The 22,994-nt window shown below is 68.0% G+C and carries 21 protein-coding genes; 7 read left to right on the top strand and 14 right to left on the bottom strand.

Annotated features, from left to right (window positions below; genetic code table 11):
• Window positions 1-263 precede the first annotated feature (263 nt).
• Window positions 264-2,384: a heavy metal translocating P-type ATPase gene (locus tag ADBZ6K_RS03685; RefSeq protein ID WP_526344510.1), complete on the bottom strand. Its 2,121-nt coding sequence runs from the start codon at window positions 2,382-2,384 to the stop codon at window positions 264-266.
• A 94-nt stretch (window positions 2,385-2,478) separates the two neighbouring features.
• Between ADBZ6K_RS03685 and ADBZ6K_RS03680 the strand changes: the two genes are divergently transcribed.
• On the top strand, window positions 2,479-3,873 hold the full coding sequence (locus ADBZ6K_RS03680) for a chloride channel protein (protein WP_526344509.1): 1,395 nt from the start codon (window positions 2,479-2,481) through the stop codon (window positions 3,871-3,873).
• Between the two features lie 170 nt (window positions 3,874-4,043).
• A complete protein-coding gene (gene aqpZ / locus ADBZ6K_RS03675) occupies window positions 4,044-4,814 on the top strand; it encodes an aquaporin Z (protein WP_526344508.1) in 771 nt (256 codons plus the stop codon).
• Between the two features lie 13 nt (window positions 4,815-4,827).
• Here the strand turns inward: aqpZ and ADBZ6K_RS03670 are convergent, their stop codons facing one another.
• The 4 genes from ADBZ6K_RS03670 to ADBZ6K_RS03655 all read right to left on the bottom strand — a co-directional run bounded on the left by ADBZ6K_RS03670 (window position 4,828) and on the right by ADBZ6K_RS03655 (window position 8,197).
• A complete protein-coding gene (locus ADBZ6K_RS03670) occupies window positions 4,828-5,370 on the bottom strand; it encodes a Dps family protein (protein WP_526344507.1) in 543 nt (180 codons plus the stop codon).
• A gap of 89 nt (window positions 5,371-5,459) precedes the next feature.
• A complete protein-coding gene (locus ADBZ6K_RS03665; RefSeq protein ID WP_526344505.1) occupies window positions 5,460-6,371 on the bottom strand; it encodes a DNA-3-methyladenine glycosylase family protein in 912 nt (303 codons plus the stop codon).
• A gap of 9 nt (window positions 6,372-6,380) precedes the next feature.
• The gene (locus ADBZ6K_RS03660; protein WP_526344503.1) at window positions 6,381-6,758 is read right to left on the bottom strand and encodes a DUF427 domain-containing protein; all 378 of its coding nucleotides are present in this window, start codon (window positions 6,756-6,758) and stop codon (window positions 6,381-6,383) included.
• Window positions 6,759-6,826: 68 nt separating this feature from the next.
• Window positions 6,827-8,197 (bottom strand): NAD(P)/FAD-dependent oxidoreductase, encoded by a 1,371-nt coding sequence (locus ADBZ6K_RS03655; protein ID WP_526344502.1) that lies wholly within the window; start codon window positions 8,195-8,197, stop codon window positions 6,827-6,829.
• Between the two features lie 202 nt (window positions 8,198-8,399).
• On the opposite strand from ADBZ6K_RS03655, the gene ADBZ6K_RS03650 reads away from it, so the two are divergent.
• Window positions 8,400-8,879 carry a DUF4262 domain-containing protein gene (locus tag ADBZ6K_RS03650; protein WP_526344501.1) on the top strand — a complete coding sequence of 160 codons (480 nt, stop codon included), beginning with the start codon at window positions 8,400-8,402 and terminating at the stop codon, window positions 8,877-8,879.
• Here the strand turns inward: ADBZ6K_RS03650 and ADBZ6K_RS03645 are convergent.
• The gene (locus tag ADBZ6K_RS03645) at window positions 8,867-9,682 is read right to left on the bottom strand and encodes a class I SAM-dependent methyltransferase (RefSeq protein WP_526344863.1); all 816 of its coding nucleotides are present in this window, start codon (window positions 9,680-9,682) and stop codon (window positions 8,867-8,869) included. The genes ADBZ6K_RS03650 and ADBZ6K_RS03645 overlap by 13 nt on opposite strands.
• A 234-nt stretch (window positions 9,683-9,916) precedes the next feature.
• On the bottom strand, window positions 9,917-11,323 hold the full coding sequence (locus ADBZ6K_RS03640) for a dicarboxylate/amino acid:cation symporter (RefSeq protein WP_526344500.1): 1,407 nt from the start codon (window positions 11,321-11,323) through the stop codon (window positions 9,917-9,919).
• 427 nt (window positions 11,324-11,750) lie between these two features.
• Here ADBZ6K_RS03640 and msrB point away from each other — a divergent pair, with 427 nt between their 5' ends.
• Window positions 11,751-12,221 (top strand): peptide-methionine (R)-S-oxide reductase MsrB, encoded by a 471-nt coding sequence (gene msrB, locus ADBZ6K_RS03635; protein WP_526344499.1) that lies wholly within the window; start codon window positions 11,751-11,753, stop codon window positions 12,219-12,221.
• Window positions 12,218-12,733 (top strand): peptide-methionine (S)-S-oxide reductase MsrA, encoded by a 516-nt coding sequence (gene msrA, locus ADBZ6K_RS03630; RefSeq protein WP_526344498.1) that lies wholly within the window; start codon window positions 12,218-12,220, stop codon window positions 12,731-12,733. Before msrB ends, msrA begins: the two co-directional genes overlap by 4 nt.
• A 141-nt stretch (window positions 12,734-12,874) precedes the next feature.
• Here the strand turns inward: msrA and ADBZ6K_RS03625 are convergent, their stop codons facing one another.
• The gene (locus tag ADBZ6K_RS03625; RefSeq protein WP_526344496.1) at window positions 12,875-14,239 is read right to left on the bottom strand and encodes a cytochrome P450; all 1,365 of its coding nucleotides are present in this window, start codon (window positions 14,237-14,239) and stop codon (window positions 12,875-12,877) included.
• Window positions 14,240-14,337: 98 nt separating this feature from the next.
• Between ADBZ6K_RS03625 and ADBZ6K_RS03620 the strand changes: the two genes are divergently transcribed.
• Window positions 14,338-14,952: a TetR/AcrR family transcriptional regulator gene (locus ADBZ6K_RS03620; RefSeq protein ID WP_526344494.1), complete on the top strand. Its 615-nt coding sequence runs from the start codon at window positions 14,338-14,340 to the stop codon at window positions 14,950-14,952.
• Here ADBZ6K_RS03620 and ADBZ6K_RS03615 read toward each other — a convergent pair.
• On the bottom strand, window positions 14,946-15,518 hold the full coding sequence (locus ADBZ6K_RS03615; RefSeq protein WP_526344493.1) for a TetR/AcrR family transcriptional regulator: 573 nt from the start codon (window positions 15,516-15,518) through the stop codon (window positions 14,946-14,948). The genes ADBZ6K_RS03620 and ADBZ6K_RS03615 overlap by 7 nt on opposite strands.
• A gap of 70 nt (window positions 15,519-15,588) precedes the next feature.
• Here ADBZ6K_RS03615 and ADBZ6K_RS03610 point away from each other — a divergent pair, with 70 nt between their 5' ends.
• Window positions 15,589-16,242 (top strand): class I SAM-dependent methyltransferase, encoded by a 654-nt coding sequence (locus ADBZ6K_RS03610; protein WP_526344492.1) that lies wholly within the window; start codon window positions 15,589-15,591, stop codon window positions 16,240-16,242.
• Here ADBZ6K_RS03610 and mmpH read toward each other — a convergent pair.
• From mmpH to ADBZ6K_RS03585, 5 genes are all read right to left on the bottom strand, one after another.
• A complete protein-coding gene (mmpH, locus tag ADBZ6K_RS03605) occupies window positions 16,239-17,309 on the bottom strand; it encodes an MMP endo-(1,4)-3-O-methyl-alpha-D-mannosidase (protein WP_526344491.1) in 1,071 nt (356 codons plus the stop codon). The genes ADBZ6K_RS03610 and mmpH overlap by 4 nt on opposite strands.
• Complete coding sequence (locus ADBZ6K_RS03600) at window positions 17,296-18,027, bottom strand: class I SAM-dependent methyltransferase (RefSeq protein ID WP_526344490.1); 732 nt, start codon at window positions 18,025-18,027, stop codon at window positions 17,296-17,298. The genes mmpH and ADBZ6K_RS03600 overlap by 14 nt, the downstream gene beginning before the upstream one ends.
• The gene (gene manT / locus ADBZ6K_RS03595) at window positions 18,021-19,268 is read right to left on the bottom strand and encodes an MMP alpha-(1->4)-mannosyltransferase (RefSeq protein ID WP_526344488.1); all 1,248 of its coding nucleotides are present in this window, start codon (window positions 19,266-19,268) and stop codon (window positions 18,021-18,023) included. Before manT ends, ADBZ6K_RS03600 begins: the two co-directional genes overlap by 7 nt.
• Window positions 19,269-19,375: 107 nt before the next feature.
• Window positions 19,376-22,009 carry a LuxR C-terminal-related transcriptional regulator gene (locus ADBZ6K_RS03590; protein ID WP_526344486.1) on the bottom strand — a complete coding sequence of 878 codons (2,634 nt, stop codon included), beginning with the start codon at window positions 22,007-22,009 and terminating at the stop codon, window positions 19,376-19,378.
• 156 nt (window positions 22,010-22,165) lie between these two features.
• Window positions 22,166-22,723, bottom strand: coding sequence for a hypothetical protein (locus ADBZ6K_RS03585; protein WP_526344485.1), 558 nt, complete (start codon window positions 22,721-22,723; stop codon window positions 22,166-22,168).
• Window positions 22,724-22,994 lie beyond the last annotated feature (271 nt).

Raw genomic sequence — 22,994 nt, 5'->3', positions numbered from 1 at the left:
AAACACCGCCTGACATGCCAACTTAGCCCGACCTAACTCAATTGCCGACCGGATTGCACCCACCTACCACGCTGAAATACCATGAACGCCGGAACACGTTGCTGCTGTTGACTTTTCACGCAGCCAGCCGAACCCGGCAGACGCATGCGCAACGTACCCACCAAACGCCCGATCCTCGACCCCGTTCGCTACACAAGCTACTCATGAGTATTTTGCAGCGAAGACCTCGCGTACAGGCTTTGCGGGAAAGCCTAGCCAGATTCTTAGAGAACTGGTGAGCGGACCGATACGGCCCTGACCCCGGCCTCCGGGCTGAGATCCAGGCGGCGTAGCAGCTGCGCGTTGAGCGCCACCACCACCGTCGACGCCGACATCAGGATCGCCCCCACCGACATTGGCAATACGAAACCGGCGGGCGCCAGCACACCCGCCGCAAGCGGTACCGAGATCAGGTTGTATCCCGCTGCCCACCACAGATTTTGCTTCATCTTGCGATAGGACGCCCGGGACAGCTCGATGACCGAGAGCACCGAGCGCGGATCCGAGCTGGCCAGGATCACACCCGCCGACGCGATCGCCACATCCGTACCCGCGCCGATGGCGATGCCGACGCCGCCGTTGCCCGCCTGGGCGAGCGCCGGGGCGTCGTTCACACCGTCGCCGACCATCGCCACCGTGCGGCCCTCGGCCTGCAGCGACGCCACCGCCTCGGCCTTGTCCTCGGGACGCACGCCTGCGAACACCCGGTCGATGCCGAGTTCGTCGGCCACCGACTCGGCCACCTGCCGCGCATCCCCCGTGATCATCACCACTTGGATGCCGAGCCGGCGCAGTGCCTCGACAGCCTGTCGAGACTCGTCGCGCACCTCGTCTGCCAGCGCAAGCGCACCCGCCACCGCGCCGTCGACCAACACATGCAGGACGGTGGCTCCCTGGCGGTGCCACCCATCCGTGGCGGGCAGCTCCGCAGCGCCCAACTCCGCCAGCAGCCGCGGGCCGCCGACGCGCACCACCCGGCCCCCCACCGTCGCTGTCACACCCACCGCAGGCGACGACGAGAAGTCCGCCGACGACGGCACATCGAGCCCCTGCCTGCGGGCGGCGGCGACGATCGCACGGGCCAGGGGGTGCTCTGAGTCGGATTCGGCGGCCGCGGCCATCGCGAGCACGTCGGTGTCGGTGTATCCGCCAGCGGCGGCGATCGCGGCCACCGTCGGCTCCCCCTTGGTCAGGGTGCCGGTCTTGTCGAACAGCACGGTGTCGACGGTGCGCATGGCCTCCAGCGCATGCCGGTCCTTGACCAGCACTCCGCCACGCGCCGCCCGTTCGGTCGCGATGGCCACCACCAGCGGGATGGCCAGCCCGAGTGCGTGCGGGCAGGCGATCACGAGCACGGTGATGGCGCGCACGACGGCTTGGTCGGGCTGGCCGATCGTGGCCCAGATCGCCGCGGTCAGCACGGCCGCGCTGAGCGCGTACCAGAACAGCAGGGCGGCGGCCCGGTCGGCGAGCAGCTGCGCCCGCGAGGACGAGTTCTGCGCGTCGGCCACCAGGCGCCGGATGCCGGCCAGCGTGGTGTTGTCACCGACGGCGCTGACCCGGACTCGCAGCCCGGAGTCGGTGGCGACGGTGCCCGCCACGACCCGATCGCCGACGGTGCGGGACACGGCGCGCGACTCTCCGGTGACCATCGACTCGTCCATGTCGGCCGCGCCCTCGATGATGTCTCCGTCGGCGGGCACCCGGGCGCCGGGCCGCACGATCACGACGTCGCCGACCTGCAACTCGCCCGGCGGCACCCGGACGATGCTGTTGCCGGTGCCGTCACCTTCGACCCGCTCCGCCTCGTCGGGCAGCAGTGCCGCCAGCGAGTCCAGTGCCGAAGAAGTCTGCGCCAGCGACCGCATCTCGATCCAGTGGCCAAGCAGCATGATCACGATCAGCAGCGCCAGTTCCCACCAGAAGTCGAGCTCGTGATGCAGCACTCCCAGGCTGGCACCCCAGGACGACAGGAACGCGACCGTGATCGCCAAGCCGATCAGGAGCATCATCCCCGGTGTGCGGGAACGAATTTCGCCGATCGCGCCGGTCAGGAAGGGCCGCCCGCCCCACAGGTACATGACGGTGCCGAGCAGCGGTGACACCCAGGTCGATCCCGAGAAGGGCGGGATTCGGTAGCCGACGATCATGGCGAACATGCCCGACAGCGCGACCGTCGGCACCGCCAGCGCAAGCATGATCCAGAACAGGCGGCGGAACTGTGCCACGTGATGGGCATGACCCCCGTGTTCGCCGTGGTCGGTGTGTTCACCGTGGTCGGTGTGTTCGGCGTGGTCGGTGTGTTCGGCGTGGTCCATATGCTCGGCGTGGTCGATGTGGTCCATACCGACACCATACCCCTGGGGGGTATTAGCGTGCGGCGAACCTAACCCACGCGGGCCCGCTGCCCCGGCGCCGCCGTCGGATACCATCCGCACCATGCCTTCGGCCCCCGACTTCATCGGCGGGCTCGGCGCCTTCGTCCGGCGCTCCGGGTATCTGCGCAAATGGCTGATCCTCGGCATTGCGATCGGCGTCATCGCAGGTCTGGGCGCAGTGGTGTTCTTTCTGGCTCTGGAGTACGCGGGCCGGTTCCTGCTCGGTTACCTCGGCGGATACGACGTTCCGACGGCCGTCGGTGACGGCGGCCACCCCGGCTCGCCGGGCTACCAGCGGCCGTGGGCCATCCCGTTGATCACCTTCGGCGGCGCACTCGTGTCGGCCTGGATCGTGGCGAAGCTGGCTCCGGAGGCCGAGGGGCACGGCACCGACAGCGCCATCGAGGCGGTGCACACCGATCCGCGGGCGATCCGCGCGAGGGCGGTGCTGGTGAAGATGGTCTCCAGCGCGCTGACCATAGGCTCGGGCGGGTCCGCCGGACGGGAGGGCCCGACGGCGCAGATCTCGGCGGGCTTCGGATCGCTGCTGACCCGTCGACTGAACCTGTCCGACGAGGACGGGCGGGTCGCGGTGTCGATCGGCATCGGCTCGGGTATCGGGGCCATCTTCGGAGCGCCGCTGGGCGGGGCGGTGCTGGCGGCGTCGATCATCTACCGCGCGGATTTCGACTATCGCTCGCTGATCCCGGGATTCATCACCTCGGGCACCGCCTATATCGTCTACGGCTCGATTCTCGGCTTCGATCCGCTGTTCGGGTTCGTCGTCCCCGACTACGCATTCCGGCCCACCCAGGTGGCGTGGTTCGCGCTGATCGGGATCGTCGCCGCTGCGGTCGGGTACCTCTACGCGCGCACCTTCTACGCGACGATGCGGTTGACGCGCCGATTACCCGGCGGCCCGGTGATCAAGCCGGCCGCCGGCGGCCTGTTGGTCGGCCTACTCGCCCTGGCGATTCCGCAGATCCTGTCCAGCGGCTATGGCTGGGTGCAGGCCGCGGTCGCCGAAGACACGTTGCTGACGATCCCGCTGTGGATCGTGGTGATCCTGCCGTTCGCGAAGATCGTCGCCACCTCGCTGTCGATCGGAACCGGCGGCTCGGGTGGCATCTTCGGCCCCGGCATCGTGATCGGCGCCTTCGTCGGCGCCGCTATCTGGCGGCTCGCCGACCTGGTCGGTATGCCCGGATTACCAGACGGGCCAGGCGTTTTCGTCGTGGTAGCGATGATGGCCTGCTTCGGCAGCGTCGCCCACGCCCCGCTCGCGGTGATGATCATGGTCGCCGAGATGACCGGCTCGTTCTCGGTGTTGCCCGGCGCGATGATCACGGTCGGTATCGCCTATCTACTGATCAGCAGGACCAGCGTGTCGATCTACTCAGCGCAGCGGCTCGACCGGGACACCGTGGCCGAACGCAGCTCCCCGCGCGACGACTGACCGCACTACGGATCCGCTCACTGCCGCAAGACAATCGACGATAGAGGCACGCCCACGCACAGCGGATCATGGATGTTTCGACTTGAGAACATCTTCAGCAGAACACTTCCCACGACGCACCCGTTCTGGAACCGTCGGACGGGTCAACCCGGCTTCGACGGAAGGTCGCCATGCGTACGCCCACAATGGGACACCGGCTGGCAGCGGAATTCATCGGAACGTTCTGGCTGGTGTTCGGCGGCTGCGGCAGCGCAGTGTTCGCCGCGAAATTCGCAGGCGACGACGGGGTTTCGCTAGGGATCGGCTTTCTCGGGGTGGCCCTTGCCTTCGGCCTGACGGTGCTCACCGGCGTGTACGCGTTCGGCACCATCTCCGGTGGCCACTTCAACCCCGCTGTGACGCTCGGGGCGGCACTGGCCGGCCGCGTGGAATGGAAAGCCCTGCCCGGTTACTGGGTTACGCAGGTGATCGGCGGCCTGGTCGCCGGCCTGCTGATCTATGTGATCGCCGGCGGCCAGGAGGACTGGACCGCGACGGGGAACATGGCCGCCAACGGATTCGGTGAACATTCACCGGGGGGATTCTCGCTCGGGGCGGTGATCATCGCCGAGATCCTCCTGACCGCCATCTTCCTGCTGGTGATCCTCGGCTCGACCGACGATCGTGCGCCCAAGGGGTTCGCCGGTATCTCGATCGGGCTGACCCTGACGCTCATCCACCTGATCTCGATTCCGATCTCCAACACCTCGGTCAATCCCGCCCGGTCTACCGGCGTCGCGTTCTTCAACGGCGACGGCGCCCCGGCCCAGCTTTGGGTGTTCTGGCTGGCGCCGCTCGTCGGGGCGGCGATCGCCGGTGTTGCCTACCCGTACCTCTTCGGTCGCGCGGAGGCACTCGCCGACCGCCCGGTGCGCGACGACGAGCTGGAGAGCGGCTCCTGACTCGGCAACAGGACTAACGCGCGCTCTTGGCCGCCGCCTTCTCGGTGGACTTGCCAGCGTGGGCCAGCTTGCCGCCGGAGTTCTCCAGGTGGGCACGTACGAACCACTGGAACTTCTCCAGTTCAGCGGCGTGCGAGATGAGGATGTCCTGGGTCACCGGATCGAGGGATTCGGTCTTGTCGATGCCCTCCCGCGTGTCCTCGATCACGCCGGTGTACACCAGGTCGAGCGCGGCGAGGTGGGCCTGCACCGTGTCACGGCCCACCGAGTAGTCGTCCCAGGTGCGGTCCTTGACGATCGCCCCCGGCGTACCCTGCGGGGACTCTCCCAACGTGGCAATGCGTTCGGCCACCTCGTCGGCATAGCCCCGGACCAGATCGACCTGCGGGTCGATCATCTCGTGGACGCCGATGAAGTTCGGCCCGACGACATTCCAGTGCACGTGTTTGAGGGTGAGGTGCAGGTCGTTGTAGGTGCTCAGCTGCTTCTGCAGCAGCTCGGCGACTCGGCTTCCGGCCTTGCCGGACATGCCTGGAACGGTGAACTGTGTCGTCATCGATTTCTCCTTTGCGCGGATTTGCACGGATTTGCACGGATATAGGCTGTCTGCATCCGCGTACCCGTGTGTGCGCTCCGATAATCAGCTCACAGTGCATTGAGATCGGGAATCGCCTGGCGAGCGCCGAAGCGAGGTGTCCGCGCGAGGCCGCTCACCTCCAAGAGCCGCACCGCCCGGTGCCGGTGTGGCCGCAGGGGCTCGAGCAACTCGACCATGGCCGCGTCGTCGATCGGCCGGCCCAACAGGCTGCGGCCCACCATGGTGGCCAGGTGGTAGTCGCCGACCGACAGCGCGTCGGCATCGCCGAACGCCCGCTGAGCCGTCTCGGCCGCCGTCCATTCCCCCACGCCGGGCAACGACGTCAGCGCGGTGCGCGCGGATTCGGGAGCTCGGACCGCCAACCGCTCCAGGGCTTCGGCGCGCTGGGCGCATCCCACGATGGTGCGGGCCCGGCCCGGATCGACGTTGGCGCGCTGAAACTCCCACGACGGAACTCTCCGCCACACGTTCGGTGCGGGCGGCACGCGCATGTGCGCGGGTGCGGGACCGGGTGCAGGTGCGCCGTAGGCCGTCACCAGCCGCCGCCAGGCGCGGTGCGCATCCATTCCCGACACGCGTTGCTCGATGACCGCGGGCACCAGCGCCTCCAGCACCCGTCCGGTCCGGCCCAGCCGCAGGTGCGGCACCCGGCGGAATGCGGCCGCGATGGTCGGTTCCCGCGGCGCGAAACCCGATGCGTCGTCGGCGGCGCCGAGCAGCGCAGGCAGCCTCTCGTTGAATTCGCTTGCACCGCTCCCCCATGCCTCACAGTCGACGCGATCGGGCGCCGACCGGCTGATCCGCGCGGTGACCGGGCCGCTGGCCATCAGACTGGTCCGCCAGACGGCCCCGTCGGCGGCGTCGAAGTAGCAGGGGTCGCCGCGACCGCGGCGCAGCGGGGACAGCGACAACACGGGGCTCGCCGGGCCCGCGAAGAGCACGCTGGTGCAATGGGGCACCGCCGTAGGCTATGCCGGTTCGACGAGAATGTCCGCCTTGTGCGGATAGAAGGCGACGTGTCCCGCGATGGCCGAGACGGCGCAGTAGGGCTCGCGGTACTCCCAGATGACGTCGTCGACGACACCGTCCACAGTGGTGACGTGGTAATAGCCGGCGTCGCCCTTGAACGGACAGTACGTTGCAGTGTCGCTGCGCACGAGCCGGTCCCCCACGACGTCGCGCCTCGGGACGTACTGCACGGCCGGGTAGGTGGACTCGCGCAGGGTCAGCGCGTCACGGGTGTCGGCGATGACTTCGCCGTTGACCCGCACCGTGACTCGCCCGCCGGTGGGCTCGACGGTGATCGGATGCTCGGCGGTCGGTTGCAGGATCGGTCGATCGGTCATGGCGGCTCCTCACGAGGCTTCTCCCGGCCTCTTCTGACAACACGCCACGGCGGGGCTTTCTTCCGCCGCTAGGGCCTGCCGGTGATCCGGTCGGCGAGGCGGGCGATGGGTGACGTGGTGGCCCGTCCGCGCGCCTCGTGCAGGTCGGCCAGCTTGTAGGCGACGTAGAGGCCGCGCACGCCGAGCCAGCGCAGCGGCTCGGGCTCCCACGCCCTGGACCGGTGGCCCACCCAAGGCAGGTCGATCAGCACGGTCCCCCGGTCAAGTACGAGGTCGGCCAGCGTGCGACCGGCCAGATTGGTCGCGGTGACCCCGTGGCCGACGTACCCGCCGGCCCAGCCGAGGCCCGTCGCCCGGTCGAAGGTCACCGTCGACTCCCAGTCGCGCGGCACTGCCAGCACACCGCACCAGGCGTGGGCGACCGGCACGTCGCGCACCTGCGGGAGGATCGAATGCAGCACAGAGGTCAGCAGCGAGATCGTCCGTGCGGGCACCCGCCCGTCGGAGTCGGTGCGTGACCCGTAGCGGTAGGGCACGCTTCGTCCGCCGATCGCGACACGATTGTCGACGGTGCGCTGGGCGTAGAAGAACCCGTGCGCGGTGTCGCCGAGCGTCTCGCAGCCCTGCCAGCCGATCGACTCCCAGATGCGGTCCGGGATCGGTTCGGTGGCGATCATGGAACTGTTCATCGGCAGCCAGCGCCGGCGGTGCCCCGGTAGTGCGGCGGTGAACCCCTCGGTGGCGCGCAGTACGAATCCGGCGGTCACCGTTCCCCGGTGCGTCGTCGCACGGCCCGGCTCGATCGAGGTGACCGGGGTCTGCTCGTAGATCTCGACGCCGAGGCGTTCGACCGCGTCGGCCAGGCCGCGGGCCAACCGCGCGGGCTGGATGCGCGCACAGTGCGGTGTGTGATAGCCGGACACCACGCCGCTGAGCTGAATACGTTGCGCCGCTTGGTCCTTCGTCAACGGCTCGATTCCGTCGATCCCCCAGCTGAGTTCGTCCTCGAGCCGGGCGGCCAACCGTGAGGCCTGCGCCGGATTGCGGGCCACCTCCAGCGTCCCGCCCTTGGCGATCCCGGCGTCGATACCTTCGGCAGCCGCCACGTCGATCACCTCGTCGACGGCCAGGTTGAGTTCCCGCTGCCAGGCCAGCACGCGTTCGCGGCCGTACCGGTCGGCCATCCGGTGCCGGTCGCCGGGCACCAGTCCGGACAGCCAGCCCCCGTTGCGGCCGGAGGCGCCGAATCCCGCGAAGCGCGCCTCAAGCACCACGATGCGCAGCGACGGGTTGGCGCGCTTGAGGTAGTAGGCCGTCCACAGGCCGGTGTATCCGGCACCGACGACGCACACGTCGGCGGTGCGGTGGCCGGGAAGCGGCTCGCGGTAGGCGGGGAGCCGATCGAACCAGTGCGAGACGTGTCCGTTGACCGTTGGCACCCCATGAGGGTAACGATGGCGACGGGGCTCGCGGTCGAGGGTGTAGACGTGTCGGTGATGCGCTGACCGGTGCGCCGAGATCGACGCTTTGCAGCTCGGCTCCCGCGCGATGCCTGAAAAAAGTGGAGCTCGCGGTGCAGCGAATGTGATGTCGGACCCTGCGTGCAGGCTGGCCCCCAGGACAACAGGAAGGACGGCCACCATGTGCTGGAAGTGCGATCACCCCGACGCCACCGACGAGGACTACCTCCAGGAGTTGCGCGCCACGGTGCTCACCCACGGCTGGGCGGTGCAGTACGTCGAAAGCGACCGCTTCCCCTTCGCGTACACCGTCGGTCTGCACGAACTCGGCCTGCCCGAGATGCTCCTCGCCGGCGTCGGCCCGGATCGGTCGGTGCGGATTCTCAACGGTGCGGCCCATGATGCGCTGCACGGCGAGCCGTTCCCGCCCGGCCGTCGGATGGCGCTGCGCGCTGGCCCGCTGATCGAGGTCGTCGAGGTCGAGCACCCGGAGGTGCATCTGGTGTGGGCGACGGCGTTCGGGGGCCTGCAGGTGCGCGCGGTTCAACTGGTATGGGCGGACGACCGCGGCCGTTGGCCGTGGGCTCCCCGGTTCGGCAACGGCAACCAATGGCAGGCCGTCCTGGGAGTGCGGGCGCCGCGGCGCCCTCAGAATGCGTAGCGGTGAAACTGCGCGATCGTGCGCAGTACCGGCAGCCGGTTCATGATCCCGGCTATCGTGCGGTAGATCGCCGGTACTCCGGGCATCCCCGCGTAGGCTTCGGATTCGAAGAAGGGGACGAAGTCCAGCAGCCGGGTGCCGGGGATCGCACCCAGGATGTCGGATGGACCATTGATGGCCCAGCGCAAGGTTGACCCGGACCTCCTGACCACCGCGTTGGCCCACTGCAGCCGGATTCCGAGACTGTTGAACGCATCGAAGTGCAGTTCACCCGAGGGGCATCGATCGACCACCCGCCGCAGCAACCCGGTGCCGTCGCGCTCGGTCAGGTACATCGTCAGACCCTCGGCGACCATCACGGCGGGGCGGTCGCCGGGGATGTGGGCCAGCCACGCGGGATCGCTGACCGACGACGCGACGAGGTGGTAACGGTCGGCGTCGGGATAAAGCTGCTCCCGCAGGGCCATCACCTCGGGGTAGTCGACGTCGTACCACTGCACCTCGGGGCCGGGGTTGACGCGGAAGAACCGGCTGTCCAGGCCGCAGCCGAGGTGCAGCACGGTCGCGCGCGGATGAGCGGCGAGAAACCGCCGCAGCCAGGCATCGAAATGGGCGGAGCGCATGCTGACCGAGGGGGCGTTGCGAGGGGTGATCGTGGTCTTGGACCAGTCATAATCGATCTGCGCGACAGCCTCTTTCGCCCATCGGTCGTGCAGCATCGAATGCGGAAGGTCGGCGTCGAGCGCCTTGGCGTACAAGGTTGCGAGCATGGTCTGGGGCGGACCGCTGAGGTCGACGTGAATCTTTTCGGTCACTGAACCGAGGCTAGCTTCTCAGGGGCTGCGCCCGCCGTGGTGGATGGGATGCACCCGCGGTGCAACCGCTACCTCGAGAGGCGCCCTCGGAATCGCCGCAGTGTCGAGACGGCTGGTGGAGCGGACGCGGTATTGGGGTTTCGCCGGGCCCCGAAGCGCCGGATACGGCGTCGCCCACACCACGATGCGGGCGACGCCGTTGCAACGGATGAACGCGGGGATTCAGTCGCGTGGTCCGGCGGTGAGGGCGTCTTCCTCCGGGGCCTCCGCTGCTTGGCCGCTCATCGGGTCGGGTTCTTCCATGGGGGGCACCTCTTCACCGTTGAGGACTTTGCGCATGCGGTCCTTGTCGAGCTGGCCTTCCCAGTTGGCGACCACGAAGGTCGCCACGCAGTTACCGAGTAGGTTGACCGAGACCCGCATCGAGTCCATGATGCGGTCGGCGCCCAGCAGCAGCGCGACCGCGGCCACCGGGATGGCGCCGTGCCCGATCGCCGCGATTGTGGCCGACAACGCCAGGAACGACGATCCCGGCACCCCGGCCATGCCCTTGGACGTCAACATCAGGATCAGCACAGCGGTGATCTGCTCGCCCAGGCTCAGATCCACGCCCAACGCCTGGGCCAGGAACAGCACACAGATCGACAGATAAAGGGTGGCGCCGTCGAGGTTGAACGAGTACCCGGTCGGTACCACCAGACCGGTGGTGGTGCGCGAACACCCGGCGTGGGTCAGCTTGGTCATGATCCGAGGCAGAACGACTTCGGTGGAGGCGGTGCCCAGCGCCAGGAAGAATTCGTCCTTGATGTAGACCAGGAACTTCCAGAGGTTCACCCCCGCGAAAACCCACGCGACAGCGGCCAGAATCAGGATGAACAGAATCGCCGCCAGGTAACACGCCCCGATGAGTTTGCCATAGCTGGCCAGCGACCCGATGCCGTACTGGCCGATGATGTAGGCCATGGCACCGAAGGCGCCCAGCGGGGCCAGCCGCATGACCCAGCCGATGATGGTGAAGAAGATATGGCTGATGTGGTCGATGAACTCAAGGATGACCGGCGGCCCATGCTCGCCGAACTTGGCCAGCGCCAAGCCGAACAGCACCGCGAAGAACAACACCTGCAGCAGCGCGTTCTCGGCGAACGCCGATATCACCGAGTGGGGAATGATGTTCAGCAGGAACTCCACAGTGTGGGGCAGCTCGCTGTCGCCGGTCTTCTTCGCCAGCGCATCCGCGCCGGTCGCCAGGGTCTGCGGGTCGATGCTGAACCCGGCGCCGGGTTTGACGATATTGCCGACGACCAGCCCGAACAGCAGCGCGAAAGTGGTGACCGCTTCGAAGTAGATCAGTGCCTTGACCCCGATCCTGCCGACGGACTTGAGGTCACCCACATGCGCGATGCCCAGGACCACGGTGCAGAAGATGATCGGCGCGATCAGCATCTTGATCAGCTTGATGAAGCCATCGGCGAGTGGCTTGAAGCTGCCGCCGAGATCGGGCCACAGCCATCCGACCAAGATTCCCGCCACAATCGCGACGAACAGTTGGAAGAACAGCGAGGTGTACCACGGTGGCTTGTTCGCCAGCCGCACCATCTCACTCTTCGGTGGATCTATCGTGATTGCCATCGGGCGAAAGTAGGGTCAGCCCGTTTCGCGCATGTTAATTGAGCTATACAGGGCTGTATCGATAAAGATATATTTTCCCGCTGTGCTTGTTCGATTCTGATCCGGCGCTCGGCGGCGACCGCCCCCGTGCAAGGTTGCGCCCCAGTCGCCGACGCGGTAGCACACGTCACCAGCCACGTCCAAGGCCTGCCGCACACGCGCCGAGCTACTGGATGGCCGGCAGGCCGTCGATGCCGAGGGTGCGGACGTTGCGTGTTCGACCTAGCGGACGTCGGGCGTGCAATGCTCCACCCACGGGTCCCAGTCCCGGTTCGCCGCGGCGCGCGCCACGTCGCCTCGAAAGTCGCGTTTGTCGAGGTGCCTCCGCGTAACGGGGGATTATCCGACCCGCACAAACGGTTATACCTGTGCCTAAAAGGAAGGACCCATGGCCTACAACAAGAATCCCGCCGCGGTCAACGCGCTGACACCGGAGCAGTATCGCGTCACGCAGAAGAACGGCACCGAGCGTGCGTTCACGGGCGAGTACTGGGACAACCACGAACCCGGAATCTACGTCGACGTGGTGTCCGGCGAGCCGCTGTTCGCCTCGCTGGACAAGTTCGACAGCGGGTCGGGCTGGCCGAGTTTCACCAAGCCCATTCGCGAGCCGAACGGAGTCGACAACATCGTCGAGAAGCGCGACTTCAGCCACTTGATGATTCGCACGGAGGTGCGTTCCTCCCACGGCGACAGCCACCTCGGCCATGTCTTCACCGACGGGCCACGCGCCGAGGGCGGCTTGCGTTACTGCATCAACTCGGCTTCGCTGAGATTCATTCACCTCGACGACCTCGACGCGGAGGGGTACGGCGAGTACAGGAAGCTCTTCACTGGACGGATTGAGGAGGACGCGTGAGCGACTATCAGAAGGCCATCCTGGCCGGTGGCTGCTTCTGGGGGATGCAGGACCTGATCCGCAGGCAGCCGGGCGTGGTGTCCACCCGGGTGGGCTACACCGGCGGCCAGAACGACCAGCCGACCTACCGCAACCACCCGGGACACGCGGAAGCCATCGAGATCGTCTACGACACAGCCGAGACCGACTTTCGCACCCTGCTGGAGTTTTTCTTCCAGATCCACGACCCGTCGACGAAGAACCGGCAGGGCAACGACGTCGGCACCAGCTACCGCTCCGCCATCTTCTACCTCGACGAGGAGCAGAAGCGAATCGCGCTGGACACCATCGCCGACGTCGACGCGTCGGGCCTGTGGCCTGCGAAGGTGGTGACGGAGGTGACCCCGGCAAGCGCGTTCTGGCTGGCTGAGCCCGAGCATCAGGACTACCTGGAGCGCTACCCCACGGGGTACACCTGCCACTTCCCCCGGCCCGGGTGGAAGCTGCCGAAACGCGCGACCCAGGACGCCTAGGCAGCGCGCCTAGATTCGCGCACCACGGACGGAGTTCGCCCGCCCTTTCCTGCGCCGATTTCTGCCTGAAGGCTGCGACCCGCCAATTGCGACGACCAGACGGCAGAAATCGGTGCGGACGACCTCCAAGACACCGGATCGCTATCGCCGGTATACGACGATGCGCCCGCCGTCCTTGGGCGTGAACGCGACCCCGCGCGAGTGCACCTTCTCACCGGGCGCCGTCGTGGTGTTGATCGCGAAGTGCCGCAACACAGTTCGCAAGACAACGTCCATCTCGACATTGGCGAATACGGCGCCGATGCACCGCCGGGTGCCGCCGCCATAGGGAATCCACGACAGGGTCGGCGGACGGTTTCCGACGAAGCGCTGCGGGTCGAAGTGCCGCGGATTGGGGAAGTCCTCGGCGCGCCGGTGCAGCTGACCGATAGCGACCAGGATCGAGTACCCCCGCGGGATGACCCATTCGCCGAGTTCGAAGGTCGGCGAATACACATGGCGCCCGGCGAAGTCGATGACGGTGCGGTTGCGCTGCACCTCCAGAATGGTGGCCTGCCGGTACTCGTTGCCCTCCGTGTCGGCTTCGGCTGCCAGCCGCTCGAGGACGCCCGGATGCCTGCTGATCCGCTCGAACGCCCAGCCCAGCGTCGACGCGGTGGTTTCATGTCCCGCGGCGAGCAGCGTGAGCAGCTCATCGCCGATGTCTGTGCGCGACATGGCCGACCCGTCCTCATAGGTGCTGTGCAGCAGCAGGGACAGCACGTCGGTACGGGAGTGGGAGTTCGGGTCGGCGCGCACCGCGTCGATCATCCGGTCGATGACGGCGTCGTACTCACTGCGGTACTGAGCCAGCCTGCGCCACGGCCCACGCCGCGCGATGGCCGGTGGCGGACTCGGGAACGGGGTCAGTCGCGAGCCCAGCGTCACCCACGGCGGGATGATCCGGCGCAGGTCGTCCAGATGGGTGCCGCCGGCGCCGAACACCGCACGCAGGATCGCGTTGAGCGTGATCCGCATCATCGGTTGCAACGTCGGAAACGCTTGTCCGTATGGCCAGTTCGCCGCCTCGCGAAGCGTCTCCTCTTCGAAGATGGTCTCGTAGTTCCTGATGCTCTTGCCGTGGAACGGCGGGGTCAGGAGCTTACGCCTGCGACGGTGCTCGGTGCCGTCGAGCGCGAACACCGATCCCGGCCCCAGCAGCCGGCTGAGGTTGGGCTGGACATTGCCGATGTCGTCGGTGTTGGCGGTGAACACGACCTTGGCCAGCGCGGGGTCGGCGACCACGACCGACCGCCCGAACACCGGGACGTCCAACCGGAACACGTCGCCGTAGCGCATGCCCTGGCTCACGGTCGCGCGCCGCGATGTCACGAACATCGCGCCCTGGACGGCCCTGGGAAGGGGAAGAGCGGGCGGAAGACGCACCGCGCGTTGGGCCATCGTGTTGTCGCCGGCCCTATCGAACGACGTTCTGAGGGGCGGCCCGACGATCGATGCTTCGCTCATGACACTCCCGGTCCCCGGATCCTGGTACTAAGGTGTACCGTGCGATGAAGGCTACGGTACCGCTTGGTACCGAAACGGTGCAAGGGTGATTGGCAGATATGACGACAGCGCTCGACGAGGACGCCGGCGTTCCGGTCACCGACGATCCGTTCCGCAGCCGCCTTCTCGACGGACTGGCCGCGTCGATCGCGCAACGCGGCTATCGCGAGACGACGGTCGCCGACGTCGTGCGGTTGGCCCGAACGTCCAAGCGCACCTTCTACGGTCACTTTGCGACCAAGGAGGACTGCTTGATCGAATTGCTGCGCAGCAATAACGACGCCCTCATCGCACGGATCCAGACCACCGTCGACGGGGATGCGGACTGGCATGAACAGATCCGGCAGGCGGTGCGCGCCTACATCGACCACATCGAGTCCCGGCCCGCAATCACCCTGAGCTGGATCCGAGAACTGCCCGGCCTCGGCGCCGCGGCCTTTCCGCTGCACCGCGCCGCGATGACCGGCCTGACGGATATGCTCATCGACCTCACGAGCAGTCCCGGGTTCCGGCGCGCGGAGCTACCACCTGTCACGCCGCCGCTCGCGCTTATCCTGCTGGGCGGATTACGGGAACTGACAGCGCATTTCGTCGAGGACGGTAAGGATGTTCGCGGTATCTCCGGGCCGGCCATCGCCGCGGGGCTGGCCGTCCTGGGCCCGACGAGCTACTGACCGAGCATCAGCCGGGTCGACTTCTCCAGTCTGCGAGAGATGTCGGCGTAGGACTCATGGCCCATGCCGGCGCGCACCAGCGCACCTGAGTACAGCATTTCCAGCGAATCGATCAGGTCCGGATCCGTCGCCGGCCCCAGGGCGTTCCCAAGCCGGTCGCGGATCTCACCGCCGATCCGCCGCCGCAACACCTCCACATCGGGGTCCCTGCCGAGCAGCGCCGTCGTCACGGCGCCGGCGAACTCCGGTTCGTCGGCGAGCAGCAGCGCGATGTGCTGCAAGACCTCGACCACGCGGGTGGCCGGATCGCCCGACGCGCGCGTTGCGGGCGGCGAGCCGGCCAGCCTGCGCCAGAACACCTCGGCAACCAGATGCTCCTTGGAGGAGAAGTAGGTGTAGGCGGTGGCGGCGCCGACGCCCGCCTCGGCCGCCACCCGCCGCACGGTCAACCCGGCGAATCCCTCACGACTCAGCAAGTCCACGGCGGCCCGGCCCAGTCGCTCGACGGTGTCGGCCTGTTTGGCGGTCAGCCGGCGGCGCGTCGACTCCAACGCTGATTCGGACACATGTCCGGACACTACTGCAACGGATGGTGCCCGGCAGCGGTTACAGTGGTTGTCCCATGAGGGTTGTCCCATGAGCCCAACCGACACGGCGCTGCCAGCGCGTGCGGCGCAGCTCTTGGCGCAGGCCGACGCCGTCACCGGCTTCATGCCCGCCGACGAGGGCCGCGCCCTTTACGACGCCGCGGTACGCTACCTGCGCGGTGGGGTGGGTGTCGAAATCGGCACCTACTGCGGCAAATCCACGCTCATGTTGGGTGCGGCGGCGCGCGAGTCCGATGCGATCGTCTACACCGTCGACCACCACCACGGCTCCGAGGAACACCAACCGGGCTGGCAGTACCACGACGCCTCCCTGGTGGACCCTTCCACCGGCCGGTTCGACACGCTGCCGGCACTGCGACGAACGCTCGACGCCGCCGGGCTCGACGATCACGTGGTCGCCGTGGTCGGGAAGTCCGCCGTCGTCGCGCGCGGCTGGCGAACGCCGTTGCGGCTGTTGTTCATCGATGGCGGCCACACCGAGGCCGCGGCCCAGCAGGACTACGACGGCTGGGCGCAGTGGGTCGAGGCAGGCGGTGCGCTGATCATCCACGATGTCTTCCCCGACCCGGCCGACGGCGGCCAGGCCCCCTACCATATCTACTGTCGTGCACTGGATTCCGGACAGTTCACCGAGGTGGCCGCAACCGGTTCGATGCGGATTCTCGAGCGGGTCAGCGGCTAGCCGTCTCTGACCGCGCAGGTGCAGCCGAGGTCGCTCTCCAGCCCGCGGGGCAGCCCCGAGCCCCGGAAGATCCCGCTGCCCGGTGTCGTGCCCGACAACGCATCGGCGGCCAAGATCACCGCGGCACCGGTCCAGGTGGTGCGCTCCTCTGGCCAGCGCTTGCCGTCGTCGAACACCAGTCCGGTCCAGTAGGAACCGTCACCCTCACGCAGATGGTGCATGGCCGCGAACTGCTCCCTCGCGCGGGCCGGATCACCGATACCATCCAGTGCCAGCACCAGTTCACAGGTCTCGGCACCGGTTACCCACGGCCGATGATCCACACACCGCACGCCCAGGCCCGGCACCACGAAGTCGCGCCAGCGTTCGTCGATACGGGCCCGAGCCACTCGGCCCCGCAGCGCGCCGCCGAGCACCGGGTAGTACCAATCCATCGAGTGGGCGTCCTTGGCCAGGAACGACTCGGCGTGCTCGACGATCGCATGCCTGAGACGGCCGACCGCGACCTCCCACTCGGGCTGGGGATCGTCGAGGTGATTCGCCAACGCCAGCGCACAGCGGATGCTGTGGTACACGCTCGCGCACCCGGTGAGCAGGGCTTCCCGCACCGGCCCGGATTCTGTTCTGGCCCAGTAGACCTCGCCGCCGTCGCTCTGTAGGTCCAGCACGAAGTCGATGGCGCGGGTGACCACCGGCCACATGCGCTGGGCGAACCCGCGATCCCCGGTGATCAACACGTGATGCCACACCCCGGTGGCGATGTACGCGCAGAAGTTGCTGTCGCTGTTGGTGTCCTCCGCGCGACCGTCCCGAAGCCGGATCGGCCACGAACCGTCGGACCGCTGGGTAGCGAGGCACCATTCGAAGGCGGCCCGCGCCGGTTCGAGAAGGCCGGCCGCGCCCAACGCCATCGCGCATTCGACGTGATCCCACGGGTCGGTGTGACCGCCCTCGAACCACGGAATGGCACCCGACGGCTCCTGGGACGCCGCAATCGACAGTGCGGTACGGCGGCACTGCTCCGGAGTCAGCACTCCGGGAACGCCCGGCGCCTCAGCTCCCGGCACAGCCCACCACCGGCTTGTCGAAGTACAGCGCAACACTCTTGCCGATGAGCGGGTTGAGCAGCGATTCCGCCGTCGTGGTGACCCACGGCCGCTTCATCATGTCCCAGACCAGCATCCGGTGATAGGCCACTACCGCCGGATGGTCCGGCTTCGACACTCCGACAGCGCATTTCAGCCACCAGAACGGTGCATGCAGCGCATGTGCGTGATGGCGATACGTGTGGCGCATTCCCTGTGCCACGATCTTGTCCCGCAGCGCACTGGCGCGATAGATCCGCACGTGGCCGCCCTCGTTGCTGTGGTACTCCCGCGACAGCAGCCAGCAGATCCGCTCGGGTAGCCACCTCGGCACCGTAACGACCAGCGCGCCACCGGGTTTGAGCACACGCACCAACTCGGCTATCGCGCGGTCGTCGGTGGGCACATGCTCGAGGATTTCCGATGCGATGACACAGTCGAATGTTCCTTCACTGTAAGGAAGTTCGAGCGCATCACCCTTGGCCACCTCCGCGCGTCCGGTGTGCGGCACCTCGCCCTGTTCGCGCATGGCCGTCAACATCGCGTCGACGTTGTCGAGCTCCGCCCCGTCCTGATCGAACGCGATCACGTCGGCGCCGCGCCGGTAGGCCTCGTAGGTGTGCCTGCCCGCACCGCAGCCGACGTCGATGACCGTAGTTCCGGGTCCGACCCCGAGCCGGTCGAAGTCCACCGTCAGCATATCGCCCGTTCGTACACCGACACCGTCTGAGCCGCAACGGATTCCCAGCTGAACACGGATAGGGCACGCTGTCGTCCCGCTGCACCGAGGCTACGCCGCAGGGTGGGCGAATCGAGCAGTTCGCCCAGCACCGCGGTCAATTCATCGGCGTCGCCAGGTGTCACCAGCCGGGCGCAGTCACCGTCGAGGCCCACCACCTCGGGCAGCGCGCCCGCCCGGCTGGCCACGATGGGCGTGCCGCTGGCCATCGCCTCGACGGCGGGCAGCGAAAAGCCCTCGTACAGCGAGGGAATGCACGCGACCTCGGCCGACGCCAGCAGGTCGGCGAGGTCGGTGTCGGACAGACCGCTGGAGATGTGCACGATATCGGAGATGCCCAGCTCGGCGATGAGCTTTGCGGTCGGCCCGTTGGGCCCGACTTTGGATACCAATTGCACGTCAAGATCGCGGAGATTTCGGGGATGACAGCGATCCCGTTGCGCCCGCAGCCTGGCGACGGCGTGCAACAGATGACTGAGGCCCTTCAGCGGCACGTCGGCACTGGCGATGGCGATGATCCGGCCGACGACACGTCGGTCCGACGGTGTGAACAACTCGGTGTCGACGCCCAACGGCACCACATGCAGCTGAGTCCGCGAGACCCCGAAGTCCTCGGCGATGTCGGACGCCGACGACGTCGACACGGTGATCAGATCGGGGATGCCGCGAGCCACTCGCTTCTGCATCTCACTGAACCCGTACCATCGGCGTACCAACGGCTTTCGCCACCAGCGCGCCGCGGCCATGTCGAGCATCCGGTCGCGGGTGATCGGGTGGTGGACGGTGGCCACCACCGGCAGGCCGGCCTTGGCGATCGTGCGCAGCCCGGCTCCGAGGCACTGGTTGTCGTGCACGACGTCGAACTCGTGGCGCCGACGGGCCAGCAGCCGGGCGGCGCGCATGCTGAACGTGCGCGGCTCGGGAAAGCCGGCCGTCCACATCGTCGCCAGCTCGATCAGGTCGATGTGGTCGCGGATCTCGCCGGGCCGCGGGGTCCGGAACGGATCGGGCTCGCGGTACAGGTCCAGGCTGGGGACCTCGGTGAGCCGCACCCGCGGATCGAGCATCTCGGGGTAGGGCTGGCCGGAGAACACCTCGACGGTGTGGCCTAATTCGGCCAACCCGCGGGTCAGATGCCTGACATAGACGCCCTGGCCGCCGCAGTGAGCCTTGCTTCGATAGGACAGCAGCGCGACGCGCATCCTCAGCGGGCTCCGAGATCCGAACGTGTCACGCGGCGACTCCGAGCCTTCTGGACATGTGTCCAGACTATAGTTTGACGTGCTACCCGACGCAATGCGGTCGTCGCTCACCCCGGGCCCAGCGGCCCCGCCCGAATGATCGCGGCCAGCTCTTCGCGCGAGTTCGCCCCCACCCGTTGACAGGCCCGATAGAGATGGCCCTCCACGCTGCGCACCGACATGTACAGCCGATCCGCGATCTGGCGATTCGACATCCCGGCGATCACGAACTCGACGATCTCGCGCTGGCGTTTCGTCAGCGGCTCGCCCGCAGGATTCCGCAGCGCTGGCGTGCACAGCCCACCGCATTCCCTGGCCAGCTCCTGGGCCATCGCCGCCGCATACATACCGCGCCTGCGCTGCCCACCCCGCGAGAAGGCGACCGCGGCCTGGGCGGCGGCGTCGGCGGCGGTCACCCGATCCCCGAGCGCCTGGTAATCCGTCGCCGCGGCCAGCAGTCCGGGTCCGTCGTCGGTGAGCAACGATTTCGCGTGCCGCGCAACGATATCGGCCAACGGCAGGGCCAGCTCGTCGGCCAGCTCGCGCACCCGCCCGGTCACCGCGGTGTCACCCCACTGGGTCAGCGCCTGCAGGCACGCCAGCTCATGCGTAGGCTGCCTACGGCTACGGGCGTCCCCGGCGGCGCGGCGTACCACCGCCATCGCGTCGGTCAGCTCTCCGCCGGCAGCCAGTGTCCATCCGGTTGCCAGCGAGAGGTTCGTCTGCATGAAGACATAGTCCGCGGGCACACACGCCTGCGCCTCGGCCAAGGCGCTGCGGGCCGCCTCGTGCTGGCCGAGTTTGGCGTGCGCTTCGGCCAGAGAGAAACAGCAAGCGGGATGTAAACCCGTTCTCACCCTGTGGTTTTCCACACCGGCGAGGGCCTCGTGCAGCAGTCGCGTCGCCTCAGTCACGGCGCCGCGCGCGAGTTCGGCCTGCCCCAGCAGGTACGCCAGGTTGGCGTAGGCGAGCCCAGGCAGGTCTCGTTCCGAATCGGCCAGCGCCCTGGCGGAATTGGTGCACTCCTCAATACGCCCGGTCAGCCGGCAGGCGCGACCGTAGACACCGCCGAACCAGAACCGCAGATGTGACGACTGGAACGAATGCACGGCTCGGGTGACCGCACCGTGCGCCACTGCCGTCATATCCCCGACCTCGCCGAGCGCTCCGAGCGCCATCATCAGCGCCACCGAAGCCATCATCGCGTGAAAATCCGCGAGATGTCCGGATTCCAGTGCAGCCCGTGCCTTTTCCTGGGCGCTGAGGCACCGGCCGAGGACAGCGTCCAGGCACGCCTCGACCGCGGCGCGAGCCGCCCGCTGCGCATCCGACTCCTCACCCGCGGCCAGATGCTCCAGGATGGCTTCGGCCTCTCGCGGCCGGCCGAGCATCCAGATCAGGTTGGCGGCGCGCAATGTCGCCCAGTAGTGGACGTCGTCGCCCGACGGCGCGCTCGGGTCCGATCCGATGTCGCGCAGGATCTCTTCGGCCTGCTCGCCGCGGCCGAGCAGCACCATCGTCATCGCGCGCATCGGAATCGCCTCGGGCGCACCGCAATCGGCGGCCGCGCTGGTGAACCGGTCCGCCGAGTCCGGGTCGAGAAGCGTCATCGCCACGCGCGCGGCGCTCAGGTACAGCTGCGGATCCGGCATGAGATCGGACTCGAGGGTGAGCGCCGCCCGCAGCACCGTCATCTGCATGTCGTCATCGGGTTCACCCGCGAGCCGCTGCGCCAGCCGCCCCCGCAGTCGGGACAGATACATCTCGCCGGCCTCGGCCCGACGCAGCTCGCCGTAGAGCGGGTGCGCCAGCCGCGCCGACAGCTTCCCGAGCGTCCGCTCGACGGTCACCAGGTGCGCCTGCTCGGCCTCCTCGAGATCACCGCGATCCGCCAGATCGCAGAGCACGTCGAGGCCGAGCGGCTCGCACTGCGACAACACGTCGACCACCAGCGCAAGACCCGGGGTGAGCAGGCCGAGCTGACGGCCGACCATATCGGTGAGGCTCTGCGACACGGCGACGTTGCCGTCCCACATCCATACCCCGGCGAGCCGGTGGATCCGGCCGGCGCTCACCTGGTCCTTCAGCAGCTGAAGCAGGTACAGGGCGTTGCCGCCGGTCAGCCGCCACAGCCGCTTCGCGCTGCGTCCGTCAACCGGCCCGCCGAGCGCCGTTTCGACGAGGGCGGTCGTCGCGTCCTCCGACAGCGGCTGCAGATCCAGCCGCAACAGGAGACCGTCCTTCCACAGCGCGGTGACCGCGTCGGGCTCGGCCGCGCCGGCCCGCACCGTGACGACCAACCGCACACCGCGCGACTGCGCCAGCTGGTGCACGACGTGCGCGGACAGCCCGTCGAGGAGGTGGGCATCGTCGACACCGACCAGAGCGCGTCGCTGCGGCTGGCGCGGCAGGAACGAATCGATGAGTCTGCGCACGTTGGGTAGCGCGCCGCTCATCGCCGGGTCGATCGTCGAGGTGAAGGCGCCCAACGGCAGCGCACGCGCGGATTCGGTGCCGACGATCCAACTGGTCCGCTCCCCGGCCGTCACTGCACCGGCGAGGACCTCGCGCGCCAGACGGGTTTTCCCCACGCCCGCAGCGCCGACGATCACCACCCCTGCATAATTACCGACCCCGCTGAGTGCGCGACGGATAACTCCCAGCTCGCTGTCCCGCCCCATCAGCGGATTTCCGCTGATCACGGGCCGACTATATCCCCGTGCCGGTGTCGTCCGCGGGGGTTTTGCGGTGCTACTGCCGGAAGGACCCGGACCCCGCCCCTCGCCGAATGTACGGATGTTTGCGGATCACTCGATGAACGCGTACATCTTCCGTACTTTCGGCGCGGTCGGTTGCGATCAGCGGGGAAGGACGAACGCGAAAGGACGCGGGTAGCCGAGCCCGGCGATCAGCGAGCGGCGCACCGCGGCGATGCGGACGGGCATCACCTCACCCGACGACGGCTCGTAGCACTGAAAGACCTCGTAGCACTGAAGGACATCGTCATCCGCCTCGACGATCAGCACCCAGTGCCGCGGGATGAACCGCCCGATCAGCATGGCGACCGGCAGACCGTCGCCGACGGCACGGACCACGTCGTGCATCCGGTCGCGGCGGCCGCGGAACAACCGCCACCCGTAACGGACGCCGCGACGCAGACCGCACGCCGACAGCGCGTGGGCCATGCCCATCGGGGTGGTGCCCAGCCTGCGCGGCCACCACCGGTTCGCCTCGCGGTGGACGCGGGCCTGTTCGTCGGCGAACCACAGCCGGCCCGCCGCGGCGACGGATGGTGACCCCGGTTCGATGAGCGCGGCGCGGTAGTCCGGATCGAGCAGCGCACCCGCGACGACGGCGACGGTCGGGCCGCACGTGATGCCGTCGCGTTGCCGCAGCCGCATCGCCGCCAGTTTCATCCCTTCACGGTAGGCCGTTGGGGGCCGCACCACGCCCCCGTCCGCGCCACGCACTAGCTGCGCCCAGTTCTGCGCCAGGGCTGTGCTCTCGCGAACTCGACAACCCGGGTGCAGATCTCGGCGGCGGGTGTGCCCAGCGCGTGCATTCCTGCCAGCCGCCGATCAATTCCCGCCACCGGAAATTAATCCTCTGACCTGTCGGTTTGACAAAACATACCGGCACAACCAAGCAGCACGAAACGCTCGACGCCGGGCGATTCCTGGCGCCGAG

Origin of the sequence: Mycobacterium sp. (assembly GCF_044223235.1) — a bacterium.
GTDB lineage: Bacteria > Actinomycetota > Actinomycetes > Mycobacteriales > Mycobacteriaceae > Mycobacterium.
This window is presented reverse-complemented; position numbering and strand designations above follow the sequence as displayed.

Excerpts from the sequence above, each read along its gene's own strand:
- ADBZ6K_RS03610 (WP_526344492.1), top strand. The coding sequence starts at position 15,589 with ATGAGCCCAACCGACACGGCGCTGCCAGCGCGTGCGGCGCAGCTCTTG.
- ADBZ6K_RS03625 (WP_526344496.1), bottom strand. The coding sequence starts at position 14,239 with ATGAGCGAAGCATCGATCGTCGGGCCGCCCCTCAGAACGTCGTTCGAT.
- ADBZ6K_RS03600 (WP_526344490.1), bottom strand. The coding sequence starts at position 18,027 with ATGCTGACGGTGGACTTCGACCGGCTCGGGGTCGGACCCGGAACTACG.
- msrB (WP_526344499.1), top strand. The coding sequence starts at position 11,751 with ATGGCCTACAACAAGAATCCCGCCGCGGTCAACGCGCTGACACCGGAG.
- ADBZ6K_RS03620 (WP_526344494.1), top strand. The coding sequence starts at position 14,338 with ATGACGACAGCGCTCGACGAGGACGCCGGCGTTCCGGTCACCGACGAT.
- ADBZ6K_RS03640 (WP_526344500.1), bottom strand. The coding sequence starts at position 11,323 with ATGGCAATCACGATAGATCCACCGAAGAGTGAGATGGTGCGGCTGGCG.
- ADBZ6K_RS03680 (WP_526344509.1), top strand. The coding sequence starts at position 2,479 with ATGCCTTCGGCCCCCGACTTCATCGGCGGGCTCGGCGCCTTCGTCCGG.
- ADBZ6K_RS03670 (WP_526344507.1), bottom strand. The coding sequence starts at position 5,370 with ATGACGACACAGTTCACCGTTCCAGGCATGTCCGGCAAGGCCGGAAGC.
- manT (WP_526344488.1), bottom strand. The coding sequence starts at position 19,268 with ATGCGCGTCGCGCTGCTGTCCTATCGAAGCAAGGCTCACTGCGGCGGC.
- ADBZ6K_RS03585 (WP_526344485.1), bottom strand. The coding sequence starts at position 22,723 with ATGAAACTGGCGGCGATGCGGCTGCGGCAACGCGACGGCATCACGTGC.
- ADBZ6K_RS03650 (WP_526344501.1), top strand. The coding sequence starts at position 8,400 with ATGTGCTGGAAGTGCGATCACCCCGACGCCACCGACGAGGACTACCTC.
- ADBZ6K_RS03660 (WP_526344503.1), bottom strand. The coding sequence starts at position 6,758 with ATGACCGATCGACCGATCCTGCAACCGACCGCCGAGCATCCGATCACC.
- ADBZ6K_RS03685 (WP_526344510.1), bottom strand. The coding sequence starts at position 2,384 with ATGGACCACATCGACCACGCCGAGCATATGGACCACGCCGAACACACC.
- aqpZ (WP_526344508.1), top strand. The coding sequence starts at position 4,044 with ATGCGTACGCCCACAATGGGACACCGGCTGGCAGCGGAATTCATCGGA.